This is a genomic window from Aeromonas sp. PS2Canimalfood6 (assembly GCF_048276795.1).
Taxonomy (GTDB): domain Bacteria; phylum Pseudomonadota; class Gammaproteobacteria; order Enterobacterales; family Aeromonadaceae; genus Aeromonas; species Aeromonas caviae.
The window spans coordinates 47,621-72,498 of record NZ_JBLUXC010000012.1; the positions used below are offsets into that span (position 1 = coordinate 47,621).

Genomic DNA, 24,878 nt, shown 5'->3' on the forward strand with positions numbered 1-24,878 from the left:
TATTTTTAGTTGTAATCATGGAATGGCGCAGATGTTATTGGAATAAAATATAAAAAATAAATGATATTTAGTTATATAAAATAACTCTGGTCGCAGAGCCTCATTCTGTCCACATCGCCGGTTGGCGGCTGTGGGTAACTTTGGGGATGAAATCAGATCCTGGGGCGTTGGATCCTTGAAAGTCAAGGATCTTATTTGCTGGATCCGTGTGGCGGCAACTGGAGATCCGGCCACTAAAAACGTAGAATAGCCGGTCTTTACTTAATCAATTGACGGGAGTCTAGAGTGACTGCTTCGCTATGGCAGCAGTGCCTTAACCGGCTGCAAGATGAGTTGCCCTCGGCAGAATTCAGCATGTGGATCCGGCCGCTTCAAGCGGAGTTGAGTGACAATACTCTGACCCTGTATGCACCGAACCGCTTCGTTCTGGACTGGGTACGCGACAAGTACCTGCTCCGGGTCAACGGCATCATCAACGAGCTGTGCGGAGCGGATGCGCCTACCCTGCGTTTTGACATCGGTAATCGTCCTCATCCCGTCGCGGTCGCCAGGGCCCCGGCGCGCGGTGTCGATCCTGTGAATAACTCTCCCAAGAGCTGGGAGAACAAGGCCGAAGCCAAGCCCGAGCCGAACCACAAGAGCAACACCAACGTGAACTATACCTTCGAGAACTTCGTCGAGGGTAAGTCCAACCAGCTGGCTCGTGCGGCAGCCCGTCAGGTCGCCGACAATCCGGGCGGGGCCTACAACCCGTTGTTCCTCTACGGTGGCACCGGTCTGGGCAAGACCCACCTGCTGCACGCCGTCGGCAACGCCATCAAGGATCGCAAGAAAGACGCCAAAGTCATCTACATGCACTCCGAGCGGTTCGTGCAGGATATGGTGAAGGCGCTGCAGAATAACGCCATTGAAGAGTTCAAGCGTTATTACCGTAGCGTCGATGCCCTGCTCATCGATGACATCCAGTTCTTCGCCAACAAGGAGCGCTCCCAGGAGGAGTTCTTCCACACCTTCAACGCCCTGCTCGAAGGCAACCAGCAGATCATCCTGACCTCGGATCGCTATCCAAAGGAGATCAACGGTGTCGAGGATCGTCTCAAGTCCCGCTTTGGCTGGGGCCTGACCGTGGCGATCGAGCCGCCGGAGCTGGAGACGCGCGTCGCGATCCTGATGCGCAAGGCGGACGAGAACCAGATCCACCTGCCTGACGAAGTGGCCTTCTTCATCGCCAAGCGGTTGAGATCCAACGTCCGTGAGCTGGAAGGCGCCCTCAACCGGGTGATCGCCAACGCCAACTTTACCGGCCGCGCCATCAACATCGACTTCGTGCGCGAGGCACTGCGCGACCTGTTGGCCTTGCAGGAGAAGCTGGTCACCATCGACAACATCCAGAAGACGGTGGCGGAGTACTACAAGATCAAGCTGGCGGATCTGCTCTCCAAGCGCCGTTCCCGCTCCGTTGCCCGTCCGCGCCAGTTGGCGATGGCCCTGGCCAAGGAGCTGACCAACCACAGTCTGCCGGAGATAGGGGATGCCTTTGGTGGTCGTGACCACACTACCGTTCTTCATGCCTGCCGCAAGATCGAACAGCTGAAGGAAGAGAGTCACGACATCAAGGAAGACTATTCCAACCTGATCCGTACCCTTTCGTCCTGATAACGGAACGGAGTGCACTGATGCAGCGCGAATATTCCAACCCGATCCGAACCCTTTCCTCCCAATAACAACGGAGAGCACAGATGCAGCTCGAAATTAGCCGTGAGGCCCTGTTACGTCCTCTGCAACTGGTGTCCGGTGCCCTGGGTGGCCGGCCGACCCTGCCGATCCTCGGCAACGTCCTGCTCGATGTCAGCAATGGTCTGCTGTCGCTGACCGGGACCGATCTCGAAGTGGAGATGATCGGACAGGTCTATCTCAACAGCGACAGCCAGGATGGCCGCACCACTGTGCCGGCGCGCAAGCTGCTGGACATCTGTCGCGGTCTGCCGGAGGGGGCGGAGATCCGCCTCAGCACCGAGGGAGAGCGCCTCATCATCCGTTCCGGTCGCTCCCGTTTCAACCTGTCGACCCTGCCGGCGACCGAATACCCGAACATCGAGGATTGGGAATCCGTGCTCGAGTTCGACATCAGCCAGCTGGAGCTGAAAAAACTCATCGACGCGACCCAGTTCTCCATGGCGAGCCAGGACGTGCGCTACTACCTGAACGGCATGCTGTTCGAGAGCGAAGGACACGGCCTGCGTACCGTGGCGACGGACGGTCACCGGCTGGCCACCTGCCGCCGCGAGGTGGTGGGGGAATCGTTGCCCGATCATCAGGTCATCCTGCCGCGCAAAGGGGTGCTGGAGCTGGTGCGCCTGCTGGAAGCGGAAGACAAGCCGGTACGGCTGCAAGTGGGCCGCAGCAACCTGCGCGCCGCCCTGGATGGCTTCATCTTCACCTCCAAGCTGGTGGATGGCCGTTTCCCGGACTGGCGCCGCGTCATCCCGAGAGGGAGCGACAAGGCCCTGATCGCCGGTCGCGAGGATCTGCGCCAGGCCTTTGCTCGTGCCGCCATCCTCTCCAACGAGAAATTCCGTGGGGTGCGTCTCAATCTGCAGGAAAACCTGCTGCGCATCACCGCCAACAACCCGGAACAGGAAGAAGCCGAAGAGCTGCTTGACGTACAATACGCCGCTGGCGAGATGGAGATCGGCTTCAACGTCTCCTATGTGCTGGACGTGTTGAATACGTTAAAATGTGACCAAATCCGGATCAGCCTGAGCGATTCCATCAGCAGCGCCATTATTGAGGATTTTGAGAACCAAGATGCCCAGTACGTGGTGATGCCGATGCGGATCTAGTCGTGTCCCTGGTCAAACTCCAGCTCAGCGACTTTCGCAACATTCAGCACGCCAGTCTCGCGCTGTCTCCCGGCCTCAATATCCTGGTCGGGAGCAACGGCAGCGGCAAGACCAGCGTGCTGGAAGCCATTCATTACCTTGGTCTCGGCCGCTCGTTTCGTACCCATTTGACCGGGCGGGTCATCCGCCAGGGCGAGCGGGCCTTTACCCTGTTTGCCCAGTGCGAGCTGGAGGGGCGTCAGGTGCCCATCGGGCTTGCCAAGGACAAGGGGGGCGAAACCCAGCTCAAGATCGCCGGTGCCCAGGCCCAGCGCCTCGCCGATCTGGCGGAGCTGTTGCCGGTACAGTTGATCCACCCCGATGGTTTCAGCCTGCTGACCGGTGGGCCCCAGGCTCGCCGGGCCTGGCTCGACTGGGGTGTTTTCCATCAGGAGCCGACCTTCTTCTCCCTCTGGGGGCGGGTGCGTCGGCTGCTGAAGCAGCGCAATGCCTTGCTGCGCCAGAACACCCAGTATCGTCAACTGGCGTTCTGGGATCAGGAGCTGGTGCGACTGGGCGGCGAGCTGGCGGGGTTTCGCGCCAGTTATTGTCAGGCCATTACACCCCTGATCAAGGAGATGACGGCAGATTTTCTGCCGGAGTTCGATATCAGTCTTGGATTCTATCGAGGCTGGGAAAAAGACACTCCCCTCGACGCATTGCTGGAGGCGGGGTTCGAACGGGATCGTTCGCTGGGGTACACTGGGGTCGGTCCGCAGAAGGCGGACGTGCGGCTCAAGGCGAACGGCGTCCCCGCGCAGGATATTTTGTCCAGGGGTCAGCTGAAGTTGCTGGTCTGTGCCATGCGGCTGGCCCAAGGGCTCTATTTGAATCAACATAGCAGCCGCGGCTGTATTTTTTTAATTGATGATTTTGCCTCTGAACTGGATGTCGACAAACGTCGTCTGCTGGCCGCAAGGCTGAAGCAGTGCGCGTCCCAGGTGTTCATCACCGCCATCGATACCGGTCAGCTCGCAGACATGATGGATGCGAGTGACTGCAAGCTGTTCCAAGTGGAACAAGGCAAGATCTCCGAAACGTTAGAGAAGGCAGAGAGTAAGCTATGAGTGAAAATACTTACGACTCCTCGAATATCAAGGTGCTCAAGGGCCTGGATGCGGTCCGCAAGCGCCCGGGGATGTATATCGGCGATACGGACGATGGATCGGGCCTGCACCACATGGTGTTCGAGGTCGTCGACAACTCCATCGACGAGGCTCTGGCTGGCTACTGCTCCGATATCCAGGTCAAGATCCATTCCGACGGCTCCGTCTCCGTGCGCGACAACGGTCGCGGTATTCCGGTGGACATCCACCCGGAAGAGGGTCGTTCGGCCGCTGAAGTCATCATGACCGTGCTGCACGCCGGCGGCAAATTCGATGACAACTCCTACAAGGTGTCCGGCGGTCTGCACGGTGTGGGCGTTTCCGTGGTGAACGCGCTTTCCGACAAGCTGCTGCTGACCATCCGCCGCAACGGTCATGTCTACGAGCAGACCTATCACCTGGGCGAGCCGCAGGCACCCCTCAAGCAGATTGGTGACAGCACTGGCACCGGGACCGAAGTTCGCTTCTGGCCGAGCCCGACCATCTTCAGCGACACCCTGTTCCACTACGAGATCCTGGCCAAGCGTCTGCGCGAGCTCTCCTTCCTCAACTCCGGCGTCTCCATCCGTCTGATGGACGAGCGTGATGGCCGCGAGGCGCACTTCTGCTACGAAGGGGGCATCAAGGCCTTCGTCGAGTACCTGAACCAGAACAAGACCCCGATCCACCCCAAGGTGTTCCACTTCACCACAGAGCAGGACGGCATCGGTGTCGAAGTCGCCATGCAGTGGAACGACGCCTATCAGGAAGGGGTCTACTGCTTCACCAACAATATTCCGCAGCGGGATGGCGGTACCCACCTGGTGGGCTTCCGTACCGCGTTGACCCGGACGCTGAACAACTACATGGACAAGGAGGACTACAGCAAGAAGGCCAAGTCCGCCGCCAGTGGTGACGATGTCCGTGAAGGTCTGATTGCCGTTATCTCCGTCAAGGTGCCTGACCCCAAGTTCTCCTCCCAGACCAAGGACAAGCTGGTCTCGTCCGAGGTGAAGACCGCCGTGGAACAGGCGATGGGCGAGAAGCTGGCAGACTTCCTGCTGGAGAACCCGGGCGACGCCAAGATCGTGGTCAACAAGATCATCGATGCGGCCCGTGCCCGCGAAGCGGCCCGCAAGGCCCGCGAACTGACTCGCCGCAAGGGCGCGCTGGATATCGCCGGTCTGCCCGGCAAGCTGGCGGACTGTCAGGAGAAAGACCCGGCGCTCTCCGAACTCTACATCGTGGAAGGGGACTCTGCTGGCGGCTCCGCCAAGCAGGGTCGCAACCGGAAGAACCAGGCCATCCTGCCCCTCAAGGGTAAAATCCTGAACGTGGAGAAGGCCCGTTTCGACAAGATGATCTCCTCCCAGGAGGTGGGCACCCTGATCACCGCTCTGGGCTGTGGCATCGGTCGCGACGAGTACAACCCGGACAAGCTGCGCTATCACAACATCATCATCATGACGGATGCGGACGTCGATGGTGCGCACATCCGTACCCTGCTGCTGACCTTCTTCTATCGTCAGATGCCGGAAATCATCGAGCGTGGCTATGTCTTCATCGCCCAGCCGCCGCTCTACAAGGTGAAGAAGGGCAAGCAGGAGCAGTACCTGAAAGACGAAGACGCATTGTTGCAGTACCAGACCGCCATGGCGCTGGACGGTGCGACCCTGCACGTCAACGAATCTGCCCCGGCCATCGGTGGCGAGGCGCTGGAGCGTCTGGTCAACCAGCATCGCTCCGTGACTCACCTGATCACCCGCATGTCCCGTCGCGCCCCGGAAGCCGTGCTGACCCAGCTGATCTATCAGCCTGAGTTGAACGAAACCCTGCTGGCCAGCGAGAGCGATCTGCAGGCCTGGTGCCAGAGCATGGAGGCCGTGCTCAACGAGAGCAACCACGGCATCCAGTACCAGATGCAGGTACGCCGCGACGAGGAGCGCAGCCTGTTCGTGCCCCACGCCGTGGTACGCCAGCACGGGGTCGACCGCGAATACCCGCTCAGCTACGACTTCCTGCAATCCTCCGAGTACCGTCAGCTGGTCTCCCTGGGCAAGGAGATCGCCAATCTGATCGAGGAAGGCGGTTACATCAAGCGTGGTGAGAAGGTGAAGCCGGTCGCCAGCTTCGTTGAAGCGGTCGAGTGGCTGATGGGCGAAGGCAAGCGTGGCATCTACATCCAGCGCTATAAAGGGCTGGGGGAGATGAACCCGGAGCAGCTGTGGGAAACCACCATGGATCCGGAAGCCCGTCGCATGCTGCGTGTCACCATCGACGACGCGGTCGGCGCCGACCAGCTCTTCTCCACCCTGATGGGGGATGCCGTAGAGCCCCGTCGCGACTTCATCGAGACCAACGCGCTGCGGGTTGCCAACCTCGACGTCTAATAGACGGTCCGACAACCATCAAAAGCCGCTCCTCGTGAGCGGCTTTTTGTTTTCTGGGGCAAGGAAGAGGGCGCGTTCCACGTGAAACATGAGGGACCTAGACCTAGACTCTGTCACCGCGAAAGGTGCGGCGCCACTCCCGCGGCGACACCCCGAAGCGGGCGCGAAAGTGCTTGCTCAATATGGTGGCAGACCCGAGCCCCACCAGTTCGGCGATGCGTTCCACGGTGTGGGAGCAGGACTCCAGCAGCGTCTGGCTGCGGCGCAGGCGCTCCGCCATCAGCCACTCCCCGAGGGAGAGACCGGTGGCGAGCTGGAAGCGGCGGCTAAAGGTGCGTCGGCTCATCATGCAATGTTCCGCCAGGCTATCCAGGGTGTGGGGCGCGGCCAGGTGCAGGCGCAGGTGATCGAACAGCTGGTTGATCCTGGCATCCCGGGTGGTGGCGGGCACCGGCTGCTCGATGAACTGGGCCTGGCCACCCTCCCGGTGGGGAGGCACCACCAGCCGCCTGGCCAGCTTGTTGGCAATCTGGCTGCCGTGATGCTGGCGAACCAGATAGAGGCAGCAGTCCAGGCTGGCGGCGGTGCCAGCCGAGGTGATGAGCCCTTCGTCGTCGACGTAGAGGGCATTGGTATCGAGCCGCACCCGGGGGAAGCGCTGGACGAACTCCTGTTCAAATTCCCAGTGGGTGGCGGCACCGCGCCCGTCCAGCAGGCCGGCATAGGCCAGCACATAGGTGCCGAGACAGAGCCCCACGATCTGGGCTCCCCTGATCCGGGCGGCAACCAGGGCATCGAGCAAGGCTTGGGCGGGGCGCTCGGCCGGATCGCGCCAGAAGGGGATGATGATGATATCCGCCTCCAGCAGACCCTCCAGGCCATAGTCGGCCTCCATGCGAAAGCCCTGGGAGGAGGCGGGTTGCCGCGTGTCATCCCCGGCGCAGAGTCTCAGCTCGAACAACGACTGGCCCGGCATCATCTTGTCGCCAAAGATGAGGCAGGGCACCGAGCAGTGAAAGGGGCTGAAGTGATCGAAGGTGATGACGGCGACGATGAGAGGACGGGGCATGGTTGAAGACTCCTTTGCACTCGGATCCCCATCATACGGGGCAGCAACAGAAAGCCGAAGAGCCATGTGGTGCCCGGCCTCTCGCTCAGAGCACCATGGTGTCGCCATCCTCGGGCACCCGTACCCGGGCGGCCATCCCCTGGCTGTCCAGGTAGTCGCGCAGCTCCCGCCGGGACAGCAGGGCATGATTGACCGCCTCCATGTGGCTGGCGATCAGGGTGGCCTGCGGGGCGGCCTGATAGACGGCGGCCACATCCTCCTTGCCCATGATGATGGCACCCAGACCCGTCACCTGGGCATCGCCGCAGTTGAGGACGACAACCTCGGGTTGGTGCCGGTGCAGCGCTTGTTCAACCTGGGCATTCCAGACGGTGTCGCCGGCCAGATAGAGGGTCTTTTCGGCGGGATGGGAGAAGACCACTCCGCTGACCTCGCCAAGGCGATCCCCCAGCAGGGCCATGATGCTATCGCTGCCGTGCCGGCCTTCCGTCTGTTGCAGGCGGATGCCGGCGAACTCGCCGACCTCGCCCAGCAGGCGCACATCCTCGAAGCCGCATCCCCTCATGGTGTCGGCATCTTTCTGATGCTGCACGAACAGGGGAAGGTGCCTGGGGATCTTCGCTTTCGCGACATCGTCCCAGTGATCCAGATGGTCATGGGTGACAATCACCGCATCCACCTCCAGCAGGGTCGCCATGGGCAGCGGCAGCTCGACCAGGGGGTTGCGAAGATGGCTGTTGGCCATGCCTTCGAAGCCGGGGTAGCTCCCCTTGGGGGCCAGCATGGGGTCGATGAGGAAGCGGGTTCCTGCGTAGTGGATGAGCAGGGTGGCGTTGCGAACCTGGGTAATCTTCATGGCGTGCTCCGGTTTCTCGTTGGGGACACGGCCAGTATGGAGGGATGAGGGACGGATCATGAGTGGCCCACAGGCCTATTATCGATCTAATCGGGCCATTTTTGATGGCCTGTATTTCTTTTGTTTTTACCCCTTGAAAGCCAAATGCTGGCCCCTATATAGATAACAAGGCCGGAACGCTCGACAGAGGTTTCGACCAGGCGCCCGTCCATCAGGAGGGCAAACAATCCGTTATCGCTCACAAGAGGGTAATACTATGCGTTCTATCGACTTTTCTCCGCTCTATCGTTCTGCCATCGGTTTCGATCGTCTGGCCACTCTCATCGAATCTGCGGCCAGCAATGGCAATGCCGGATATCCCCCCTACAACATCGAGCAGCTGGGTGACAGCGACTACCGCATCAGCATGGCGGTGGCGGGCTTTACCCAGGAAGAGCTGGAGCTGAGCTTCCAGGAAAATCTGCTGACGGTGAAGGGCAGCAAGCAGGCCGACACCGAGCGCAACTACCTCTACCAGGGCATTGCCGAACGCGGCTTCGAGCGTCGCTTCCAGCTGGCCGACTATGTGCGGGTGAAGGGGGCCGACCTGAAGAACGGTCTGCTGCACATCGACCTGGTGCGCGAAGTGCCCGAGGCGATGAAGCCCCGCAAGATCGAGATCAACGGCTGACAGCCTGGCCTCGTTGCATTGCTGATGTTTCCCGGGTGCCGATGGCGGGCCCGTGGAGAGTAAACCCTGTTGCTTTATAGAAGGATAGGATCATGCGTAACCTCGATTTTTCTCATCTCTATTCCAATGCCGTCGGCTTCGAGCGGATGGCCCGCGAGCTGGAAGGCCTGTTCGATCAGAAGACCTCGGCCTACCCCCCGTACAACATCGAAAAGGGGGATCACGACAGCTACCTCATCACGGTTGCCGTGGCCGGTTTCGATCGCAATGAGCTGGAGCTGGAGACCGAAAACGGTACCCTCAAGGTGAAGGGGCGCAAGGTCGCCACCATGGGTGATCGCCAGTTCCTCCATCAGGGGATCGCCGAGCGGGACTTCGAGCTCGCCTTCAAGCTGAGCCAGCACGTGGAAGTGCAGGGGGCCAGGCTGGAGCACGGTCTGCTGACCATAGAGCTGGCCCGGGAGCTGCCGGAAGCGCTCAAGCCCCGCGCCATCCCCATCGGCAAACCCGATCAGCTGGCACTGCCCGGTTAAACAACATCGCTGACCACCTGATAGACAAGAGGCCTGCATCTGCAGGCCTCTTTTTTTCATGCCGAAGGGGGAATCAACCGGCGTAGAGGGCGTTGATCTCGTCGGCCAGGATGGCGATGCCACGACGCACCAGATCTTCGCTCTGGGCATAGTTGAGGCGGATGCACTCCTGGCTGTGGCGCCACTCGGGGTCGTCGATGCCGGGGAAGAAGTAGTGGCCGGGCACGATCAGCAGGTTCTTCGCCTTCAGTCGCTCATACAGCTCCTGGCAGTGGATCGGCAGGTCTTCGAACCAGAGCCAGAGGAAGAGGGCACCCTCCGGCTTGTGGATGTGGAAGCGCGGATCCGGAATGGCCTCGCGCAGCAGCTGGACCGCGAAGGTGGCTTTGTGCTGGTAGAAGGGTTTCACCACCTGTTCGCTCAGGGTGATGATGTCTCCGCTCTCGATCATCGGAATGGTGATGGCCGGACCCAGGCTGCCCGGTGCCAGATTGATGATGCCGCTCAGGTTGGTGATGGCCCGGATGATCTTCTCGTCGGCGATGACGATGCCGCAACGGGTGCCAGGCAGGCCGAGCTTGGAGAGGCTCATGCAGAGGATGGTGTTGGCGTTCCAGAACGGCTTGGCGTCGCTGAAGATGATGCCGGGGAAGGGCACGCCGTAGGCATTGTCGATGAGCAGCGGGATCCCCTTGTCACGGGCGATCTGATCGAGGTGCTCGATCTCCTCGTCGGTGAGCACGTTGCCGGTGGGGTTGGTCGGCCGGGAGACACAGATCACCCCGATGTCGTCGCCCACCTGCAGGCTTTCGAAATCCACGTGGTATTTGAACTGGCCGTCGGGCAGTTTCTCGATGGTGGGCTTGTAGGCGACGAAATGATCGTCCGAGAGGGCCGAGTCAGCATAGCCGATGTATTCGGGGGCCAGGGGGAACAACACCTTCTTCTTGCGACCGTCGGCGAACTCGCCGGCCAGCAGGTTGAACAGATAGAAGAAGGCGTTCTGGCTGCCATTGGTCAGGGCGATGTTGCGGGCGGATATCTCCCAGCCCAGCTCCTTGCTGAGCAGGGCGGCCAGCGCCCTGGTGAACCTGTCCTTGCCCTGGGGGCCATCGTAGTTGGCCATGGCCTTGATCAGTTCGCCGTTGTCGAGCAGGGTATTGGCCTCGGCCTGAAAGCGTTCCAGCATGGCGGGGATGGGGGCCGGATTGCCGCCTCCCAGCATGATGGCGTCGGGATTCAGCAGCCCTTGATTGAGGTCGTCCATGAGTTGGGTAATACCGGCGTGGCGAGTGAACTTCTCGCCGAACAAGGAGAATTCCATTCGGTGGCAAATCCAGAGTCAGTTAAGGGGGGAGCTAGCACCATAGCTCACTTCAAAAGCGGGTGTCGATCAAAAAAACGGGGCGTTTCACGTGGAACAGGGTTGCCATGATGGAGGTGGTAAAAAAAACCATTTATAGGTTTTAAAATAACCAACATTCGATTCAGGAAGGGGGGTGGCAGCATCAAAAAATTATTTACATCAATAAAATCATGCTGTTATAAATCTGGCACAACTATTGGAATAGCTATCTGGTCATCTCAACCACACCGGAGCACGCCAGATGAAGATCCTGATCGCTACCCTGATTGCCAGCAGCCTGAGCCTGAATGCCATGGCCGCCGAGAACCCCAGACCCGAGCTGGACAGCGCCGCCCTGCAACAGGAGATGCTGGCCTTGCAGCAGCAGGCCTCCCATGACGTGGTGGCAGAGGCCATCCACAACCTCAAGCCGCTGGCCCTGGAGACCCTGGTGGTGGAGGCGAGTTCGGCCGATGCGACTCATCCCGAGAGTTGAGGTAGCGCAAGGGGGTCTGCCCTGTGTGCTGCCTGAAGAAGGCGATGAAGGCGCTGTCGCTGGCGAACTCCAGCGCAGCGGCCACCCGGCTGATGGGCTCGGCTTCGGCCAGCAGTTCCATGGCCCGAAGCAGTCGCCACTGCTGGCGCCAGGCCTGGTAGCTCATACCGGTCTCCCGCATGAAGATGCGGCCTATGGTCTTGTCGCTGGCACCCACCCGCTCGGCCAGCCGGTTGAGCCGATCGGGCAGGGTGTCACCCCGCTTTATCTCCTGCAGCCAGCCGATCAGACGCCCGTCTGACGGCAGCGGCAACTGCCAGGATTCCCGCGGCGCTTGCGCCAGCTCTTCTTTCAATAATGCCAGTGTGCAGGTTTGCTCTGCTTCCGGCTTGTCCCAGGGCCAGAGCGCCATCCGCTCGATGATCTCCCGCAGCAGCGGGTTGACCGCCAGCACCGCCATCTCGTTTGGCAACGCGGGCTCCGGCTGGAAGTAGAGGGAGCGATAGGCCACTACCCCGCGCATCAACACCCGGTGGGGCAGGCCTGCTGGCAACCAGGCCGCTCGCGTCGGCGGCAGCAGGCAGACCTGATCGTCCAGCTCTATGGTCATGCAGCCTGCCTGGGCGAACAGCAGCTGGTGGCGCTGGTGCTGATGGCGGCCGGAGTCGTGCCAGCCGAGGGCGGCGGCAATACCGATGGCGCTGCCGTCGTGCTGGTCCGGATCAAAGGGGTGATCGGGAAGAATAAAGGCCATGTGTCCGATTCTTGCTGTTTATAGTCCGTCTTATTGTAATCGGACAAGTTATCCCTCTCTAGAATGGCGACCTCTTGTGAAGGAGGTGTGTCATGAACAGCAGGTTGCCACCGCGCTGGCTGGTGGTCGGATTGATGATGTTTCCCCAGATGGTGGAGACCATCTACAGCCCGGTGCTGACCCATATCGCCACTGAGTTTCGGGTGAGCGAGGGGCAGGCGTCCCAGACCCTGTCGGTCTATTTTCTGGCGTTTGCGGCGGGCGTGGTCTGCTGGGGCCGACTGTGCGATCTCATCGGGCGGCGTCCCGCCATGCTGGCGGGGCTGCTGACCTATGGCGCCGGCACTCTGCTGGCGTTGCTGGCCGCTCAATTTGAAACCCTGCTGCTGGCCCGGGTCATCGCGGCCTTCGGTGCCGCCGTGGGTTCCGTGGTGACCCAGACCATGCTGCGCGACAGCTATCAGTACAGCGATCTGGCGCGGGTCTTTTCGGTGATGGGCATCGCGCTCTCCCTGAGTCCTGTGCTGGGGCTGGTGAGCGGTGGCCTGCTGGCTGATGGCTTGGGTTATCTCGGGGTATTCGGCGTCCTGCTGGCGCTGGCAATCGGCTTGTTGCTGATGGCTTGCTGGCAACTGCCGGAAACCCGCTCGGCCACCACCCAAAGGGTCGCACTCTGGCCGCTGGCCTGCCGGATGGTGCGTGATGCAGCCTTGTGGCGTAGCGCGGCACTGGTGGCGCTTTTCAACACCATGCTGTTCGGCTACTACAGCCTGGCGCCGTTTCTGTTTGCCAGTCTGGGGCTGAGTGCGGGGGAATTTGGTTACTCCGGCATCGTGTTGGCGCTGGCGACCCTGGTGGGCAGCCTGCTCAACAAGCATCTGTTGGGCCGTGGCTGGACGCCTGCCTCGTTAATACGGCTCGCCGCCGTGCTGGCGTTGGGTTCGGGTTGGCTGGTGTGGGCCAGTCAGACTTCGCTCTGGTTTCTGCTGCCCATGACGGGAGTGATGGTGGCGTTCGGGCTGGCTATCCCCAATGTGCTGAGCCAGGCGCTGCTGGCCTACCGGGAGGTGGCGGGCAGTGCCGGCGCCCTGTTCGGGCTCGGTTACTACCTGTTGCTCAGCCTGGGGTTGGCGGTTGCAGCCAGCTTGCAGGATCTCGGTCTGCTGCTCGGGGGTTGCGGTCTGCTGGCCCTGTGCTGTGGCTGGCGTCGTTCCACGTGAAACATCAGCTGCCGATAAAACGGTAGCCGATGCCGGCTTCAGTTTCGATCAGGGTGGGTTGCTGGGGGTTATCTCCCAGCTTCTTGCGCAGGCTGGCGATGACGATGCGCAGGTAGTGAGTGTCCTCTTTGTGGCTTGGCCCCCAGATGTCGATGAGCAGCTGGGTCTGTTGCACCAGCTTGCCGGGGTGGCACACCAGCGCCTGCAACAGGGCGAACTCCTTGCGGGAGAGGGGGATCTCCTCGCCCTGCAGGGTCACCTTGTGGCTGCTGCTGTCCAGGGTCAGGCCACAATGGGGGAAGTGTCGACACTCGCCGCTGGTGGCACCGACTCGCTGGCGCAGCAGCACCCGGATACGGGCCATCATCTCCCCGACGCCGAACGGCTTGCTCATGTAGTCGTTGGCCCCCGCATCCAGCAGCCGCACCTTCTCCTGCTCCGAGTCCCGCGCCGAGAGCACCAGCACGGGATTGGCGTGATGCTCGCGGATGGCGTGCAGGATTTGGATGCCATCACCGTCCGGCAGGCCCAGATCCAGGATCACCAGGTCGGGGTTGAGGTGGCGATACTGCGCCATCCCCTCGGTGACGCCGACCGCCTCGCTCACCTGATGTCCTTCGGCGATCAGGCTGATCCGCAAAAAACGGCGGATGGCCGCCTCATCGTCGATGACCAGTATGTGAGCCATTCAGCCTCCCGTTTGCTGATTGAAAAGGGCGGCGACCATCAGGCCGCCGGTGCGTTGAGGGCCAGCGGCAGGGAGATGCGCATGCAGGTGCCGTTGCCGTTGGGGCCGGCGAATGCCCAGATACGGCCGCCGTGGACCTCTATCATAGCGCGGGAAATGGCGAGGCCAAGCCCGGTGCCGCGGCTGCCGCAGTCGCCGACCGGCTGGGTGTAGAAGAGGTTGAAGATCTTGTCCCGATCCGACTCGGCGATGCCGACCCCGATATCGATGATGTCGATGATGAGGTCGGGGTCCGCCAGCATCACCTTGAACTCGATGGGGGTGCCGGCCGGTGAGTAGCGGGAGGCGTTGTCGAGGATGTTGACCAGCACCTGCTCGATCAGGGCGCCGTGCACATAGAGCCGGGGGATCTGCTGATCGAAGTGCACCAGCAGCTTGTGCTGGCGCCAGGAGGAGTCGAGCCGGCGGCGGGCGCTCTCCACCAGGTCCGCCAGGTCGACCCAGTCCCGTTTCAACTGGAAGTCCGGTGAACCGATGCGGGTCATGTCCAGCAGGTTTTGCACATAGCCGTGCAGGCGGCGCGCCTCGTCCTGCACCGAGTGCAGCAGTTCGATGCGGTCCTCCGCACTTATCCGGTCCCCGTATTCCAGCAGGGTGCTGCCAGCCCCCATGATGGTGGCCAGCGGCGTCTTCAGGTCGTGGGAGACCGAGGAGAGCAGGGCCGCGCGCATCCGGTCGGTCTCCGCCTGCAACTGGCTGTCCGCCAGCCGCTCGTTGAGATCGATCCGCGCCAGGGCGGCGCGGATATCGGTGAGCAGGGCCTGTAGCTGGTGCTCGGCGGCGGAGGTGAGCGGGCTGGCCAGCCGGATGCCCAGCACCAGGTCATCGCCGAGGTGATGATACTGGGCCTCGGCGGCGTTGAGGGTGGCGGTATGGGCACCGGCACTCTGTTTCTGGGCCAGGCACCAGTCAATGGCGGCCTTGTCTGTCTGGCCCGGCCCGGTCTGGGTGTCACCGGCCCGGTACTGGTAATCCCCATCGAGCGCGAACACGGGCTGCCCAAGGGCGAGGGCGATGGCCTGGGTTCCCTGTCTCAGCACGTCCACCGGGCTGCTGGCGGTGGCCAGCCCCTGGCTCAGGGAGAGCAGGGCGTTGCCCAGCTGCTGGGTCTCGCGCAGACTGACCAGTTGCTGACGCTGGCGGGAGGCGAGGCGCCCGGCCGCGATGCCGACGATGAGCAGCACGAACAGGGTGAGCAGGTCGCTGTGGCTGGCCACGCTCAGGGAGAAGTAGGGGAAGGTGAACAGCAGATTGTGGCCGACGAAGCCCAGCACGGCGGCCAGGATGGCGGGGACCAGGCTGGTGGTGAGCGCGGTGGCCAGCACCCCCAGCACGAACAGCATGGGCAGGGAGGCGGGGGGCAGCCAGTGGGAGAGGGCCCAGACCACGGCTGAGGTCCCCCCCATGATGGCCACCGCGAGCAGGCTCTGGCGAAGCTCACCCGGGCCTGCCGTAGGTAGAGTCAGGCCGGGCTTGCGCTTCTCGGTATCCACCAGCGTGATCTCGAATCCCTGCGCCTGTTTGAGCAGGTGCTGTACCAGGGATCGACGCCAGGGCGGGTTGCGGGATTTGCCGAGCAGCAATTGGGAGACCTGCTGCTGTTCGGCGGTTTCCAGCAGGGCATCGGCCACGGCCGGGCTGGAGAGGGTCAGCACCCTGGCCCCCAGTTGGGAGGCGAGGGCCAGCGCCTGCTCCAGCTCGGGGGAGCGTTGCCCCTTGCTGTCGATGTGCACCACCAGCCAGGGCAGTTGCCTGCGCTGGGCGAAGCGGTGGCCGTAACGCACCAGGGCGGCGCCGTGCTCATCCCCGATGCAGACCATCAGCTTGCCCCGCAGCGGCAGTGTGGTCTTGCCGGCGGCCTGCCACTGCAACTGCAGATCCCCCTCCACGTGGCTGGCGGCGGTCTGCATCGCCAGCTCCCGCAGGGCGGTCAGGTTGTTGAGGGAGAAGAAGGATTGCAGGGCGGCCTTGGCCTGGTGGGGCACATAGACCTTGCCCTCCTTGAGGCGGCCGAGCAGCTCCTTGGGGGGGAGGTCGATCAGCACCAGGCTGTCGGCCTCCAGCAGCACCTGATCCGGCAGGGTCTCCTTGACCCTGACCCCGGTCAGCTGCCACACCAGATCGTTGAGGCTCTCCAGGTGCTGCACGTTGAGGGTGGTGTAGACGTCGATGCCGGCGCCCAGCAGCTCCTCTACATCCTGCCAGCGCTTCTCGTGGCGGCTGCCGGGGGCGTTGCTGTGGGCCAGCTCGTCCACCACGGCGATGGCGGGCTTACGCGCCAGCAGGCCGTCCAGATCCATCTCCTCCAGCCGCTGCTGGCGGTGCAGGTGCAGTGTGCGCGGCAGGATGGCGAGCTTGTCGAGCAGGGCCAGGGTCTCCTGGCGGCCGTGGGTCTCCACCACCCCGATCAGGATGTCGACACCCTCTCTGGCCTGCTCCCGCACCGCCTGCAGCATGGCGTAGGTCTTACCGACGCCGGGGGCCGCGCCGAGAAACACCTTCAGCTTGCCCCTGTGCTCCTGCTCCAGACTCGCCAGCAGGGCGTCTGCCCTCACTTCATCACGCATCCCCGTGCTCCCGTTGCATCGGCCGAACCGCGGCCGTGACCTCATTGCTCATGCTTGTCCCCGTTGTCGAAAGGGAGCCTGTCCCGAACGGCAAGGAGCGCCCTCAGGCGCCCTTTTGATGATCGAGTTGCAGGTTCAACTGGAGAATGTTGACCACCTGCGGGCCAAGGATACCAGCTTGTGCCGCCGACTTGACCTGCTCCGTCAACTGAACGGGATCCAGCCCCCGTTGCCCGGCGACCCGCGCTACCTGAGCCAGGGCTGCATCGATCGGCAGATGGGGATCGAGGCCGGAGGCGGAGCGGGTCAGCAGGGCGGGGACCCTGGCTTCTGGCTGCGCCCTGGCCGCCGCGGCGGCAAACTCGGCCCGCAGCGGCGAGCTCATCCCCAGGTTGCTGGCACCTCCGCCTATGGTGGCGAAGTCGCTGGCGGAGGGGCGGGAGTGGAAGTAGTCGGCCCGCTCGAACTTCTGTGCCAGCAGGGCGCTGCCGACCACCTGCTGTTTGGCGTTGGTGAGCAGGCTGCCGTTGGCCTGCCAGGGGAAGAGCAGCTGGGCCAGCCCGGTGACGGCCAGCGGATACGCTACCCCCAGCAGCAGGGTCAGGGTCAGCAGGGTTCTGATTGCTATCATGATTTTCTTGCTCCAAATGCGTTGGGTGGATGCGGGTCTGTCCCGCATCCGGTGATGCCGTTACACCAGCCCCAGGCCGGTGATGACCAGGTCGATCAGCTTGATGCCTATGAAGGGCACTATCAGGCCGCCGACGCCGTAGATCAGCAGGTTGCGGCGCAGCAGGCTGGCGGCCGAGCCCTGCAGGCTGACCCCGCGCAGGGCCAGCGGCACCAGCGCGACGATGATCAGGGCGTTGAAGATGATGGCCGACAGGATGGCGCTTTCCGGGCTGCCTAGCTGCATCAGGTTCAGCACCCCCAGCTGCGGATAGGCGGCGATGAACAGGGCCGGCAGGATGGCGAAGTACTTGGCCACGTCGTTGGCGATGGAGAAGGTGGTCAGGGCGCCACGGGTCACCAGCAGCTGCTTGCCCACCAGCACCACGTCAAGCAGCTTGGTGGGGTTGGAGTCGAGATCCACCAGGTTGCCCGCCTCCTTGGCGGCTTGGGTCCCCTCGTTCATGGCCAGGCCCACGTCGGCCTGGGCCAGCGCCGGTGCGTCGTTGGCGCCGTCCCCGCACATGGCGACCAGCCGGCCGTCGGCCTGCTCCTGACGGATGTAGGCCAGCTTCTTCTCCGGCGTCGCCTCGGCGATGAAGTCATCCACCCCGGCCTCGGCGGCGATAGCGGCGGCGGTCAGCGGGTTGTCACCGGTGATCATCACGGTGCGGATCCCCATGTGGCGCAAGATCTGGAAGCGGGCCTTGATGCCCGGCTTGATGATGTCCTTGAGGAACACTACCCCCAGCAGCTTCTCGTGGGTGCAGACCAGCAGCGGGGTACCGCCCTGGCGGGCGATGTTGTCCACCGATTTGAGGATGAGCTCGGGCACCGCCTTGCGATCGAGCGAGAGGTAGCGCAGCACCGCGTCCACCGCCCCCTTGCGATAGTGATGGCCGTTGCGATCCAGCCCGCTCAGCCGGGTCTCGGCGCTGAAGGGGATGAGGATGTCGCTCTCCAGCTGGCTCGGCTTGGTGTGGCTCTTGCCCGCCAGGGTCAGGATGGATTTGCCTTCCGGCGTGTTGTCACCGAGCGAGGCCAGCATGGCGGCTTGGGCCAGCAGGGAGGGGTCCACGCCGGGGGCCGGGATCAGCTCGTCCGCCATCCGGTTGCCGAAAGTGATGGTGCCGGTCTTGTCCAGCAGCAGGGTGCGCACGTCGCCGGCGGCTTCCACCGCCCGGCCCGACTTGGCGATCACGTTGAGCTTCACCAGCCGGTCCATGCCGGCGATGCCGATGGCGGAGAGCAGACCGCCGATGGTGGTCGGGATCAGGGTGATGAACAGCGCCAGCAGATAGAGCCGGGGCACCTGGGTGCCGTTGTAGTCGAGGAACCAGGGCAGGGTGGCCACTACCAGCAGGAAGATCAGGGTCAGCCCCACCAGCAGGGCGTCCAGCGCCATCTCGTTGGGGGTCTTCTGCCGCTTGGCTCCTTCCACCAGGGCAATCATGCGATCCAGCGTGCTTTCGCCCGGGTTGTTGCTGATGTGCACCCAGATCTGGTCGGAGACGACGGTGGTGTTGCCGGTCACGCCGCTGCGGTCGGTGCCCGACTCGCGGATGACGGGGGCGGATTCGCCGGTGATGGCCGCCTCGTTGACCGAGGCGATGCCGGCGACCACTTCGCCGTCGGCCGGGATCATCTCGCCGCTGCGCACCAGCACCAGATCGCCCTTGAGCAGGCTGGTGGCCGGTACCCACTCGCCCTTGTCATCCTGCGGGCTGGTGACTCGACGTGCCTTGAGCTGGCTCATGCCGGCCTTCAGGCTGTCGGCCCGCGCCTTGCCGCGCCCCTCTGCCAGGGTCTCGGCGAAGTTGGCAAACCAGAGGGTGAGCCAGAGCCAGGCGGTCAGTTGCCAGGCCAGCGAAGGAGCGACGCCGGAGAGCGGTTGCCCCAGCAGCGACTCCAGGGTCGCCATCACGGCCGCCAGCCAGAGGGTGAACAGGATGGGGCTGCCAAACAGCGCCCTGGGGTTGAAGCGATAGAGGGCTTCCACCATGGCCTGCAGGATCTGTGATTTCTGTTTCTTGCCCTTCACCTTGAGGGTGTCGGTGCTCATTGAAGCGGACTTGCTCATTGGAAAGCTCCCTGCATCGAATAGTTGGTCACGCAGATCAATCGGGTGTGCAGCATCAGAAGGCACCTCCCAGCAGGCTCAGGTGTTCCGCCACCGGGCCCAACGCCAGCACCGGCAGGAAGGAGAGACCCCCCATCAGCAGCACGGTGACGATCAGCAGGGTGATGAAGAGCGGGCCGCTAACGGGGAAGTCCCCTTCGCTCGTCTCCTGGCGTGGTGCGCGGGCCAGCTGGCCGGCGATGGCCAGTACCGGAATGATGTAGCCGAAGCGGCCGAGCAGCATGGCCAGCCCGATGGCGATGCACTGCCAGCTGTCGGCGGCGGCAAAGCCGGCGAAGGCGGAGCCGTTGTTGCCGGCGGCCGAAGCGTAGGCATAGATCAGCCGTGACAGACCGTGGGGGCCGTCGTGACCGATGACGGTGGCGGAGTTCGGCATCAGCAGGGTAATGCCGCCGATCACCAATACCCCGACCGGCATCACCAGCATGCTGGCGACCACCCACTTCATCTCGGTGATGCCGAGCCGCTTGCCCAGATAGGTGGGGGTACGCCCCACCATCAGGCCGCACAGGAACACGGTCAGCAGCACGAACAGCATCATGCCGTAGATGCCGGCACCGACGCCGCCGAACACCACTTCACCCAGCAGCATGTTGATCATGGCGACCATGCCGGCGAGGGGGGCGAAGCTGTCGTGCATGGCGTTGACCGAGCCGTTGGAAGCGGCGGTGGTGGCCACTTCCCAGATGCTGGAGAGCACGGGGCCGAAGCGGCTCTCTTTGCCTTCCCAGTTGCCGGCTTCGCTGGTGAGGTGGGCGAGGGCGGGATCCGGCTTCAGCTCCTGGCCGATGGCGAGGCAGAGCCCCAGCACCAGCATGGTGGTCATGGCGATGAGGATGGCGCGGCTGTGGGCCAGATCCTTCACGTAGCGCCCCAGGGTACAGACCATGGCGGCGGCCAGCGTCAGCAGGGCGACCATCTCCAGCCAGTTGGAGAGGGCGGTCGGGTTCTCGAACGGATGGGCCGAGTTGATGCCGAAGAAGCCGCCGCCGTTGGAGCCGAGCTGCTTGATGGCGATCTGGGAGGCGGCCGGGCCGAGCGGCAGCAGCTGCTCCTGACCTTCCAGGGCGTGGAACGGCAGGTAGGCCGACAGGCTCTGGGGCACCCCCTGCCATACCAGCAGCAGCGCCAGGATCAGCGCCATCGGCAGCAGCACGTAGAGGCAGAAGCGCACCAGATCCTGCCAGAAGTTGCCAAGGTGGGTGGTCTGCTGGCGGGCGATGCCGCGAAACAGGGCGATGGCGACGGCGGCGCCGGTGGCGGCGGAGACGAAGTTCTGGGTGGTGAGCCCCACCATCTGGCTGAAGTAGGAGAGGCTGGCTTCGCCGGAGTAGGCCTGCCAGTTGGTGTTGGTCATGAAGCTGACCGCGGTGTTGAAGGCGAGTTGCCAGTTCAGCCCGGGCAGCTGCTGCGGGTTGAGGGGCAATAGCCCCTGCGCCATCAGGATCAGGAACAGCAGGCCGAAGCCTGCGCCGTTGAAGGCCAGCAGGCTGAGGGCGTAGGACTTCCAGTCCTGCTCGCGCCCGTCCGTGCCGCAGCAGGCCAGGGTGGCGCGCTCAAGCGGGGCCAGCCAGCGACTCTTGCCTTCAAATACCCGATACAGGTAGTTGCCAAGCAGAGGCGCCGGCAGCAGCACCAGCAGCACGAACGCGACGGGATAGATGATCTCTTGCCACATATCCGGTTCCTCACTCATGAGTGCGCGCGAGGGCGCGCAGCAGATAACCCGCGAGGGCGAGGACCAGCAGCAGATATAGCCAATTCATAACGACTCCGTTGAGGTAATTAGCGTCAGGGATCGATGCATATCCGTGTCGATCCCATAGGTCTCATTGACGCTGAAAGGGTATGTAAAACGGGCGTAAAGGCGCCATAAAGCTGGATTTGGCTGGCGTAAAATCGGCGTAAAGAAGGCGGGTTTTGCTGGCTGGTGGACAGGCAAGGCACAAAAAACCCGGCCTGAGCCGGGTTTTGGTAGCAAGTGGTGGAAGCTGACCCGATGGTGATGAGGTCAGCTTCAACCCCGCTTATCGCATGGTCACAAACTCTTCCGCACTGGTAGGATGAATGGCAACGCAGTTGTCGAAGTCCGCCTTGGTGGCGCCCATCTTCATGGCGACGCCGAAGCCTTGCAGGATTTCATCCATGGCGAAGCCGATGCCGTGCAGGCCGACCACCTTCTCTTCCGGCCCGACGCAGACCAGTTTCATCCGGGTGGGCTGGCGATGCTGGGTCAGGGCCGAATACATGGCGGTGAACTGGCTGCGGTAGACCTTCACCTGATCTTCACCGTATTCGGCGACGGCTTCCGGCTCGGTCAGGCCGATGGTGCCGATGGGCGGGTGGCTGAACACCACGGTCGGCACCAGATCGTAGTTGAGGTGCTCGCCCGGCTTGTTGTTGAACAGCCGCTCCGAGAGGCGGCGGCCTGCCGCGACAGCCACTGGGGTGAGCTGGATGCGGCCGGTGTTGTCACCGACGGCATAGAGGTTGGCGATGGCGGTATTCTGGAACTTGTCGGTGGGGATGAAGCCCTTCTCGTCCAGGGTGATGCCGGTGGCAGCCAGATTGAGGTTGTCGGTGGCCGGGACGCGGCCGATGGCCCAGATGAGGCAGTCCACGGTGAGGTGGCGACCATCTTCCAGTTGCAGGGTCAGGCTGTCGTCGGCGTTCTTGATGACGGCCTTGGGAATGGCGTGGGTGTGCAGCTTGGGCCCTTCCTGCGCCATGATCTCCACCAGGGTCTCGTGGATCATGGGGTCGAAGTTGCGCAGCGGCGCATGCTTGCGCACCACCAGATGGGTCTCGGAGCCAAGTGCCTGCATCACGCCTGCGATCTCCACGGCGATATAGCCGGCACCCACCACGGCAACCCGTTTGGGCTGGCTTTGCAGGTCGAAGAAACCGTCGGAGTCGATACCCAGTTCGGCGCCCGGAATGGTCGGGACCTCGGGGCGGCCGCCGGTGGCAATCAGGATGTGATCTGCGCTGTACTGCTCAGCGTTCACCTCGACGGTATGGCTGTCGACGAAGCGGGCGAAGCCCTTGATGACAGTGATCTGGTTCTTGCCCAGCACGTTCTGGTAGGACTGGTGAATGCGCCCGATATAGGCCTGACGGGATTCGACCAGTCTGGCCCAGCTGAAGTGGTTGAGCGTGGTGTCGAAGCCGTAGTCGGCGCCATATTTCAGTGCATCGGCGATCTGGCCTGCATACCACATGGCCTTCTTCGGTACGCAGCCGACGTTGACGCAGGTGCCACCCAGCTCTTTGGCTTCGATCAGGGCGACTTTCTTGCCGTACATGGCTGCCCGGTTGGCCGAGGCGATGCCGCCGCTGCCGCCACCGATGGCGATGTAGTCAAAATGCTGTGCCATTGCGAGGTTCTCCGCTCGTTAAGAATGCAGTCACAGCATGATGGGGACAAAGCGGCCGGCCCACAAGAGCCGGTGCTCAGTTCTGCTGGATGGGCAAGCGAATGTGGAACTGGGCGCCCTGGCCCGGTTCGCTGGCGCAGTGGATGCGGCCGCGCAGCAGCTGGACCACCAGGTTGTAGATGATGTGAGTGCCGAGCCCGCTGCCACCCTGTCCCCGCTTGGAGGTGACGAAGGGATCGAAGATGCGCGGCAATATCTCCGGGGGGATGCCGCGACCGTTGTCGCTGTAGTCGATGACCAGCTCGTCTCCCTGCTGCGCCACCTGGATGGTGATCTTTCTGGGCCTGTCCCAGCCATCGAAACCGTGATGGATGGAGTTGAGGATCAGGTTGGAATAGATCTGGGTGAAGCTGCCCGGGAAGGAGTAGATGCTCAGCTTGGGATCGCATTGAATGTCGACCTCGCACTGGGCCTTCTTCAGCTTGTAGCCGAGGGAGACCACCACCTGGTGCAGGTTGTCGGCGAGGCTGAAGTTGTAGCGCGCCTCGGACGACTGATCGACCGCCACCTGCTTGAAGCTGGCGATGAGCTCGGAGGCGCGTCTCAGGTTGCCTTGCAGCAGTTGCATCGACTCGTCGAGATTCTGGGTGAATTCGTTGAGGTAGGAGCGGGAGAGCTGCTTGGCCTCGATATGCTGCTTGAAGTCGGCCACCCGCTCCTGCAGATAGGAGGAGGCGGTCACGCTGATGCCGATGGGGGTGTTGATCTCGTGGGCCACGCCGGCAACCAGGGAACCGAGGGAGGCCATTTTCTCCGACTCCACCAGGGTCTGCTGGGCCTGCTTGAGATCGTCATAGGCCTTGCCCAGCTGGTCGTTGGCATCGCTCAGGCTGCGGGTGCGTTCAGCCACCTTGCCTTCCAGCTGCTCGTTGAACAGGGTGATCTCCCGCTCCACCTTTTTGAGGGGGGTGATGTCATAGCCAAAGCCAATCAGGTACTTGAGGTTGGGCCCCTCGTAGAAGGGAGCGAAGGTCCACTGCAGTACCAGCTCGTTGCCCTGCTGGTCGTGCATGGTGATCTCCCTGTCCTCCAGAGCGCCCTGCTCGGCCAGGGTGGCGGCCAGCTCGTCACGCTGCTCCTTGCTGACGAAGAGATCCAGCCAGTTGTGCTGCAACAGCTCCTGGTGGTGATAGCCGGTCAGCAGGATGGCCGCAGGGTTGATGCTGGCGATGTTGAGATCCGGCTCCATGCAGCAGATGACCATGTTGGCGGAGTTGATCAGGGTGGCGGAGAAGTCCCGCTCCTGCTGGAGCTGATCGGCGGCCTGATGGCGGGCCGTGAACTCGTCGTTCAGCCGGGTGCGCATCTGGTTGAGGGGGGCGGCCAGGGTATCGAATTCGTCAGGGGACTTGCGGGGCAGGGGGCGACCTTCCAGGGTCAGCTCTACCGCGAGGCGATCCAGGCTCAGTTTCTGGGCATAGCTGACGATGCGGTTGATATGACGGATCACCAGATAGTAGATGATGACCAGGATGCAGAACGAGACGACCAGGGTCTTGATGGTCTGGCTGACCAGGATCAGCACGGATTTCTCGATGAGGCGCTGGTAGACCTGCTCCAGGGAGGCGGCGACGAACAGCTTGCCGACCACTTCCCCCTGATAGCTCAGGGTGAACTCGCGGGAGATGTCGTATTGGGGCTGCTCCACCCCCTGGGTGAGCAGGGGCACTTCCGAATTGCCCAGCATCTCCTTGACCATGACGAACTGCATGTTGGGCAGGTTCATGATGCCCTCGATCTGCACCTTCACCTGCTCTTCATCCAGGTTCCAGAGACTGGCCGAGATGGGTTGCAGGAAGGAGGCCTCGATCTGGCCGATGCTGGCCTCGATGACGGTCACATCCTTGTTGTAGTCCCAGGCGAGCTGAAGCACGGTGATGAGCAGTGCCAGCACCGTACTGCAGATCAGAATGTAGGAAAGCAGACGATAAGAGAGTCCGTTAAGGCCGACGGCCTTGGAGAAGATTCCTGACATGGCGTCCTTGCGGTCTGGATTGAGTGCGGTTTAGTTTAACTG

Annotated in this window: 19 protein-coding genes; 8 read left to right on the forward strand and 11 right to left on the reverse strand. The window is 62.7% G+C overall.

Translation table 11 applies throughout. The annotated features are described in order from the left end of the window. The first annotated feature begins 285 nt into the window (after nt 1-285). The 4 genes from dnaA to gyrB all read left to right on the forward strand — a co-directional run bounded on the left by dnaA (nt 286) and on the right by gyrB (nt 6,357). On the forward strand, nt 286-1,656 hold the full coding sequence (gene dnaA, locus ACNPAA_RS07450) for a chromosomal replication initiator protein DnaA (RefSeq protein WP_042079066.1): 1,371 nt from the start codon (nt 286-288) through the stop codon (nt 1,654-1,656). Nucleotides 1,657-1,739: 83 nt separating this feature from the next. After that, nucleotides 1,740-2,843, forward strand: coding sequence for a DNA polymerase III subunit beta (dnaN, locus tag ACNPAA_RS07455; RefSeq protein WP_039040646.1), 1,104 nt, complete (start codon nt 1,740-1,742; stop codon nt 2,841-2,843). 2 nt (nt 2,844-2,845) lie between these two features. Next, on the forward strand, nt 2,846-3,949 hold the full coding sequence (gene recF / locus ACNPAA_RS07460) for a DNA replication/repair protein RecF (protein WP_069784372.1): 1,104 nt from the start codon (nt 2,846-2,848) through the stop codon (nt 3,947-3,949). After that, entirely contained in the window at nt 3,946-6,357 is a 2,412-nt protein-coding gene (gene gyrB, locus ACNPAA_RS07465) for a DNA topoisomerase (ATP-hydrolyzing) subunit B (RefSeq protein WP_042016138.1), read from the forward strand. Before recF ends, gyrB begins: the two co-directional genes overlap by 4 nt. 103 nt (nt 6,358-6,460) lie before the next feature. On the opposite strand, the gene ACNPAA_RS07470 is transcribed toward gyrB, so the two are convergent. Continuing rightward, the gene (locus ACNPAA_RS07470) at nt 6,461-7,426 is read right to left on the reverse strand and encodes a GlxA family transcriptional regulator (RefSeq protein WP_103243950.1); all 966 of its coding nucleotides are present in this window, start codon (nt 7,424-7,426) and stop codon (nt 6,461-6,463) included. A gap of 85 nt (nt 7,427-7,511) precedes the next feature. Continuing rightward, nucleotides 7,512-8,282, reverse strand: a complete 771-nt coding sequence (locus ACNPAA_RS07475; protein ID WP_103243949.1) for an MBL fold metallo-hydrolase — start codon at nt 8,280-8,282, stop codon at nt 7,512-7,514. Nucleotides 8,283-8,538: 256 nt separating this feature from the next. On the opposite strand from ACNPAA_RS07475, the gene ACNPAA_RS07480 reads away from it, so the two are divergent. Both ACNPAA_RS07480 and ACNPAA_RS07485 read left to right on the forward strand, forming a co-directional pair. After that, nucleotides 8,539-8,952 (forward strand): Hsp20 family protein, encoded by a 414-nt coding sequence (locus ACNPAA_RS07480; RefSeq protein ID WP_010672291.1) that lies wholly within the window; start codon nt 8,539-8,541, stop codon nt 8,950-8,952. A 92-nt stretch (nt 8,953-9,044) separates the two neighbouring features. Continuing rightward, the gene (locus ACNPAA_RS07485) at nt 9,045-9,485 is read left to right on the forward strand and encodes an Hsp20 family protein (protein ID WP_315627542.1); all 441 of its coding nucleotides are present in this window, start codon (nt 9,045-9,047) and stop codon (nt 9,483-9,485) included. 73 nt (nt 9,486-9,558) lie between these two features. Here ACNPAA_RS07485 and ACNPAA_RS07490 read toward each other — a convergent pair whose 3' ends face one another. Beyond that, nucleotides 9,559-10,809 (reverse strand): valine--pyruvate transaminase, encoded by a 1,251-nt coding sequence (locus ACNPAA_RS07490; protein ID WP_109113150.1) that lies wholly within the window; start codon nt 10,807-10,809, stop codon nt 9,559-9,561. Between the two features lie 283 nt (nt 10,810-11,092). Here ACNPAA_RS07490 and ACNPAA_RS07495 point away from each other — a divergent pair, with 283 nt between their 5' ends. After that, the gene (locus ACNPAA_RS07495; protein ID WP_041214189.1) at nt 11,093-11,326 is read left to right on the forward strand and encodes a hypothetical protein; all 234 of its coding nucleotides are present in this window, start codon (nt 11,093-11,095) and stop codon (nt 11,324-11,326) included. On the opposite strand, the gene ACNPAA_RS07500 is transcribed toward ACNPAA_RS07495, so the two are convergent. Beyond that, the gene (locus ACNPAA_RS07500; protein WP_128313065.1) at nt 11,256-12,080 is read right to left on the reverse strand and encodes an AraC family transcriptional regulator; all 825 of its coding nucleotides are present in this window, start codon (nt 12,078-12,080) and stop codon (nt 11,256-11,258) included. The two genes, ACNPAA_RS07495 and ACNPAA_RS07500, sit on opposite strands and share 71 nt — an antisense overlap. A 92-nt stretch (nt 12,081-12,172) precedes the next feature. Between ACNPAA_RS07500 and ACNPAA_RS07505 the strand changes: the two genes are divergently transcribed. After that, nucleotides 12,173-13,300, forward strand: coding sequence for an MFS transporter (locus tag ACNPAA_RS07505; RefSeq protein ID WP_417891670.1), 1,128 nt, complete (start codon nt 12,173-12,175; stop codon nt 13,298-13,300). A 4-nt stretch (nt 13,301-13,304) separates the two neighbouring features. Here ACNPAA_RS07505 and ACNPAA_RS07510 read toward each other — a convergent pair whose 3' ends face one another. The 7 genes from ACNPAA_RS07510 to ACNPAA_RS07540 all read right to left on the reverse strand — a co-directional run bounded on the left by ACNPAA_RS07510 (nt 13,305) and on the right by ACNPAA_RS07540 (nt 24,836). Further along, nucleotides 13,305-13,988 (reverse strand): response regulator, encoded by a 684-nt coding sequence (locus ACNPAA_RS07510; protein WP_039040653.1) that lies wholly within the window; start codon nt 13,986-13,988, stop codon nt 13,305-13,307. Nucleotides 13,989-14,026: 38 nt separating this feature from the next. Next, nucleotides 14,027-16,615 carry a sensor histidine kinase gene (locus ACNPAA_RS07515; RefSeq protein ID WP_042016150.1) on the reverse strand — a complete coding sequence of 863 codons (2,589 nt, stop codon included), beginning with the start codon at nt 16,613-16,615 and terminating at the stop codon, nt 14,027-14,029. A gap of 103 nt (nt 16,616-16,718) precedes the next feature. After that, on the reverse strand, nt 16,719-17,246 hold the full coding sequence (locus tag ACNPAA_RS07520; protein WP_076362534.1) for a potassium-transporting ATPase subunit C: 528 nt from the start codon (nt 17,244-17,246) through the stop codon (nt 16,719-16,721). Nucleotides 17,247-17,306: 60 nt separating this feature from the next. Next, nucleotides 17,307-19,364 (reverse strand): potassium-transporting ATPase subunit KdpB, encoded by a 2,058-nt coding sequence (kdpB, locus tag ACNPAA_RS07525; protein WP_201871708.1) that lies wholly within the window; start codon nt 19,362-19,364, stop codon nt 17,307-17,309. Nucleotides 19,365-19,419: 55 nt separating this feature from the next. Continuing rightward, on the reverse strand, nt 19,420-21,102 hold the full coding sequence (gene kdpA / locus ACNPAA_RS07530; RefSeq protein ID WP_128313069.1) for a potassium-transporting ATPase subunit KdpA: 1,683 nt from the start codon (nt 21,100-21,102) through the stop codon (nt 19,420-19,422). Nucleotides 21,103-21,451: 349 nt separating this feature from the next. Further along, entirely contained in the window at nt 21,452-22,801 is a 1,350-nt protein-coding gene (gene gorA / locus ACNPAA_RS07535; RefSeq protein WP_279976782.1) for a glutathione-disulfide reductase, read from the reverse strand. Nucleotides 22,802-22,877: 76 nt separating this feature from the next. After that, nucleotides 22,878-24,836, reverse strand: coding sequence for an ATP-binding protein (locus ACNPAA_RS07540; protein ID WP_043153701.1), 1,959 nt, complete (start codon nt 24,834-24,836; stop codon nt 22,878-22,880). Between the last annotated feature and the right edge of the window lie 42 nt (nt 24,837-24,878).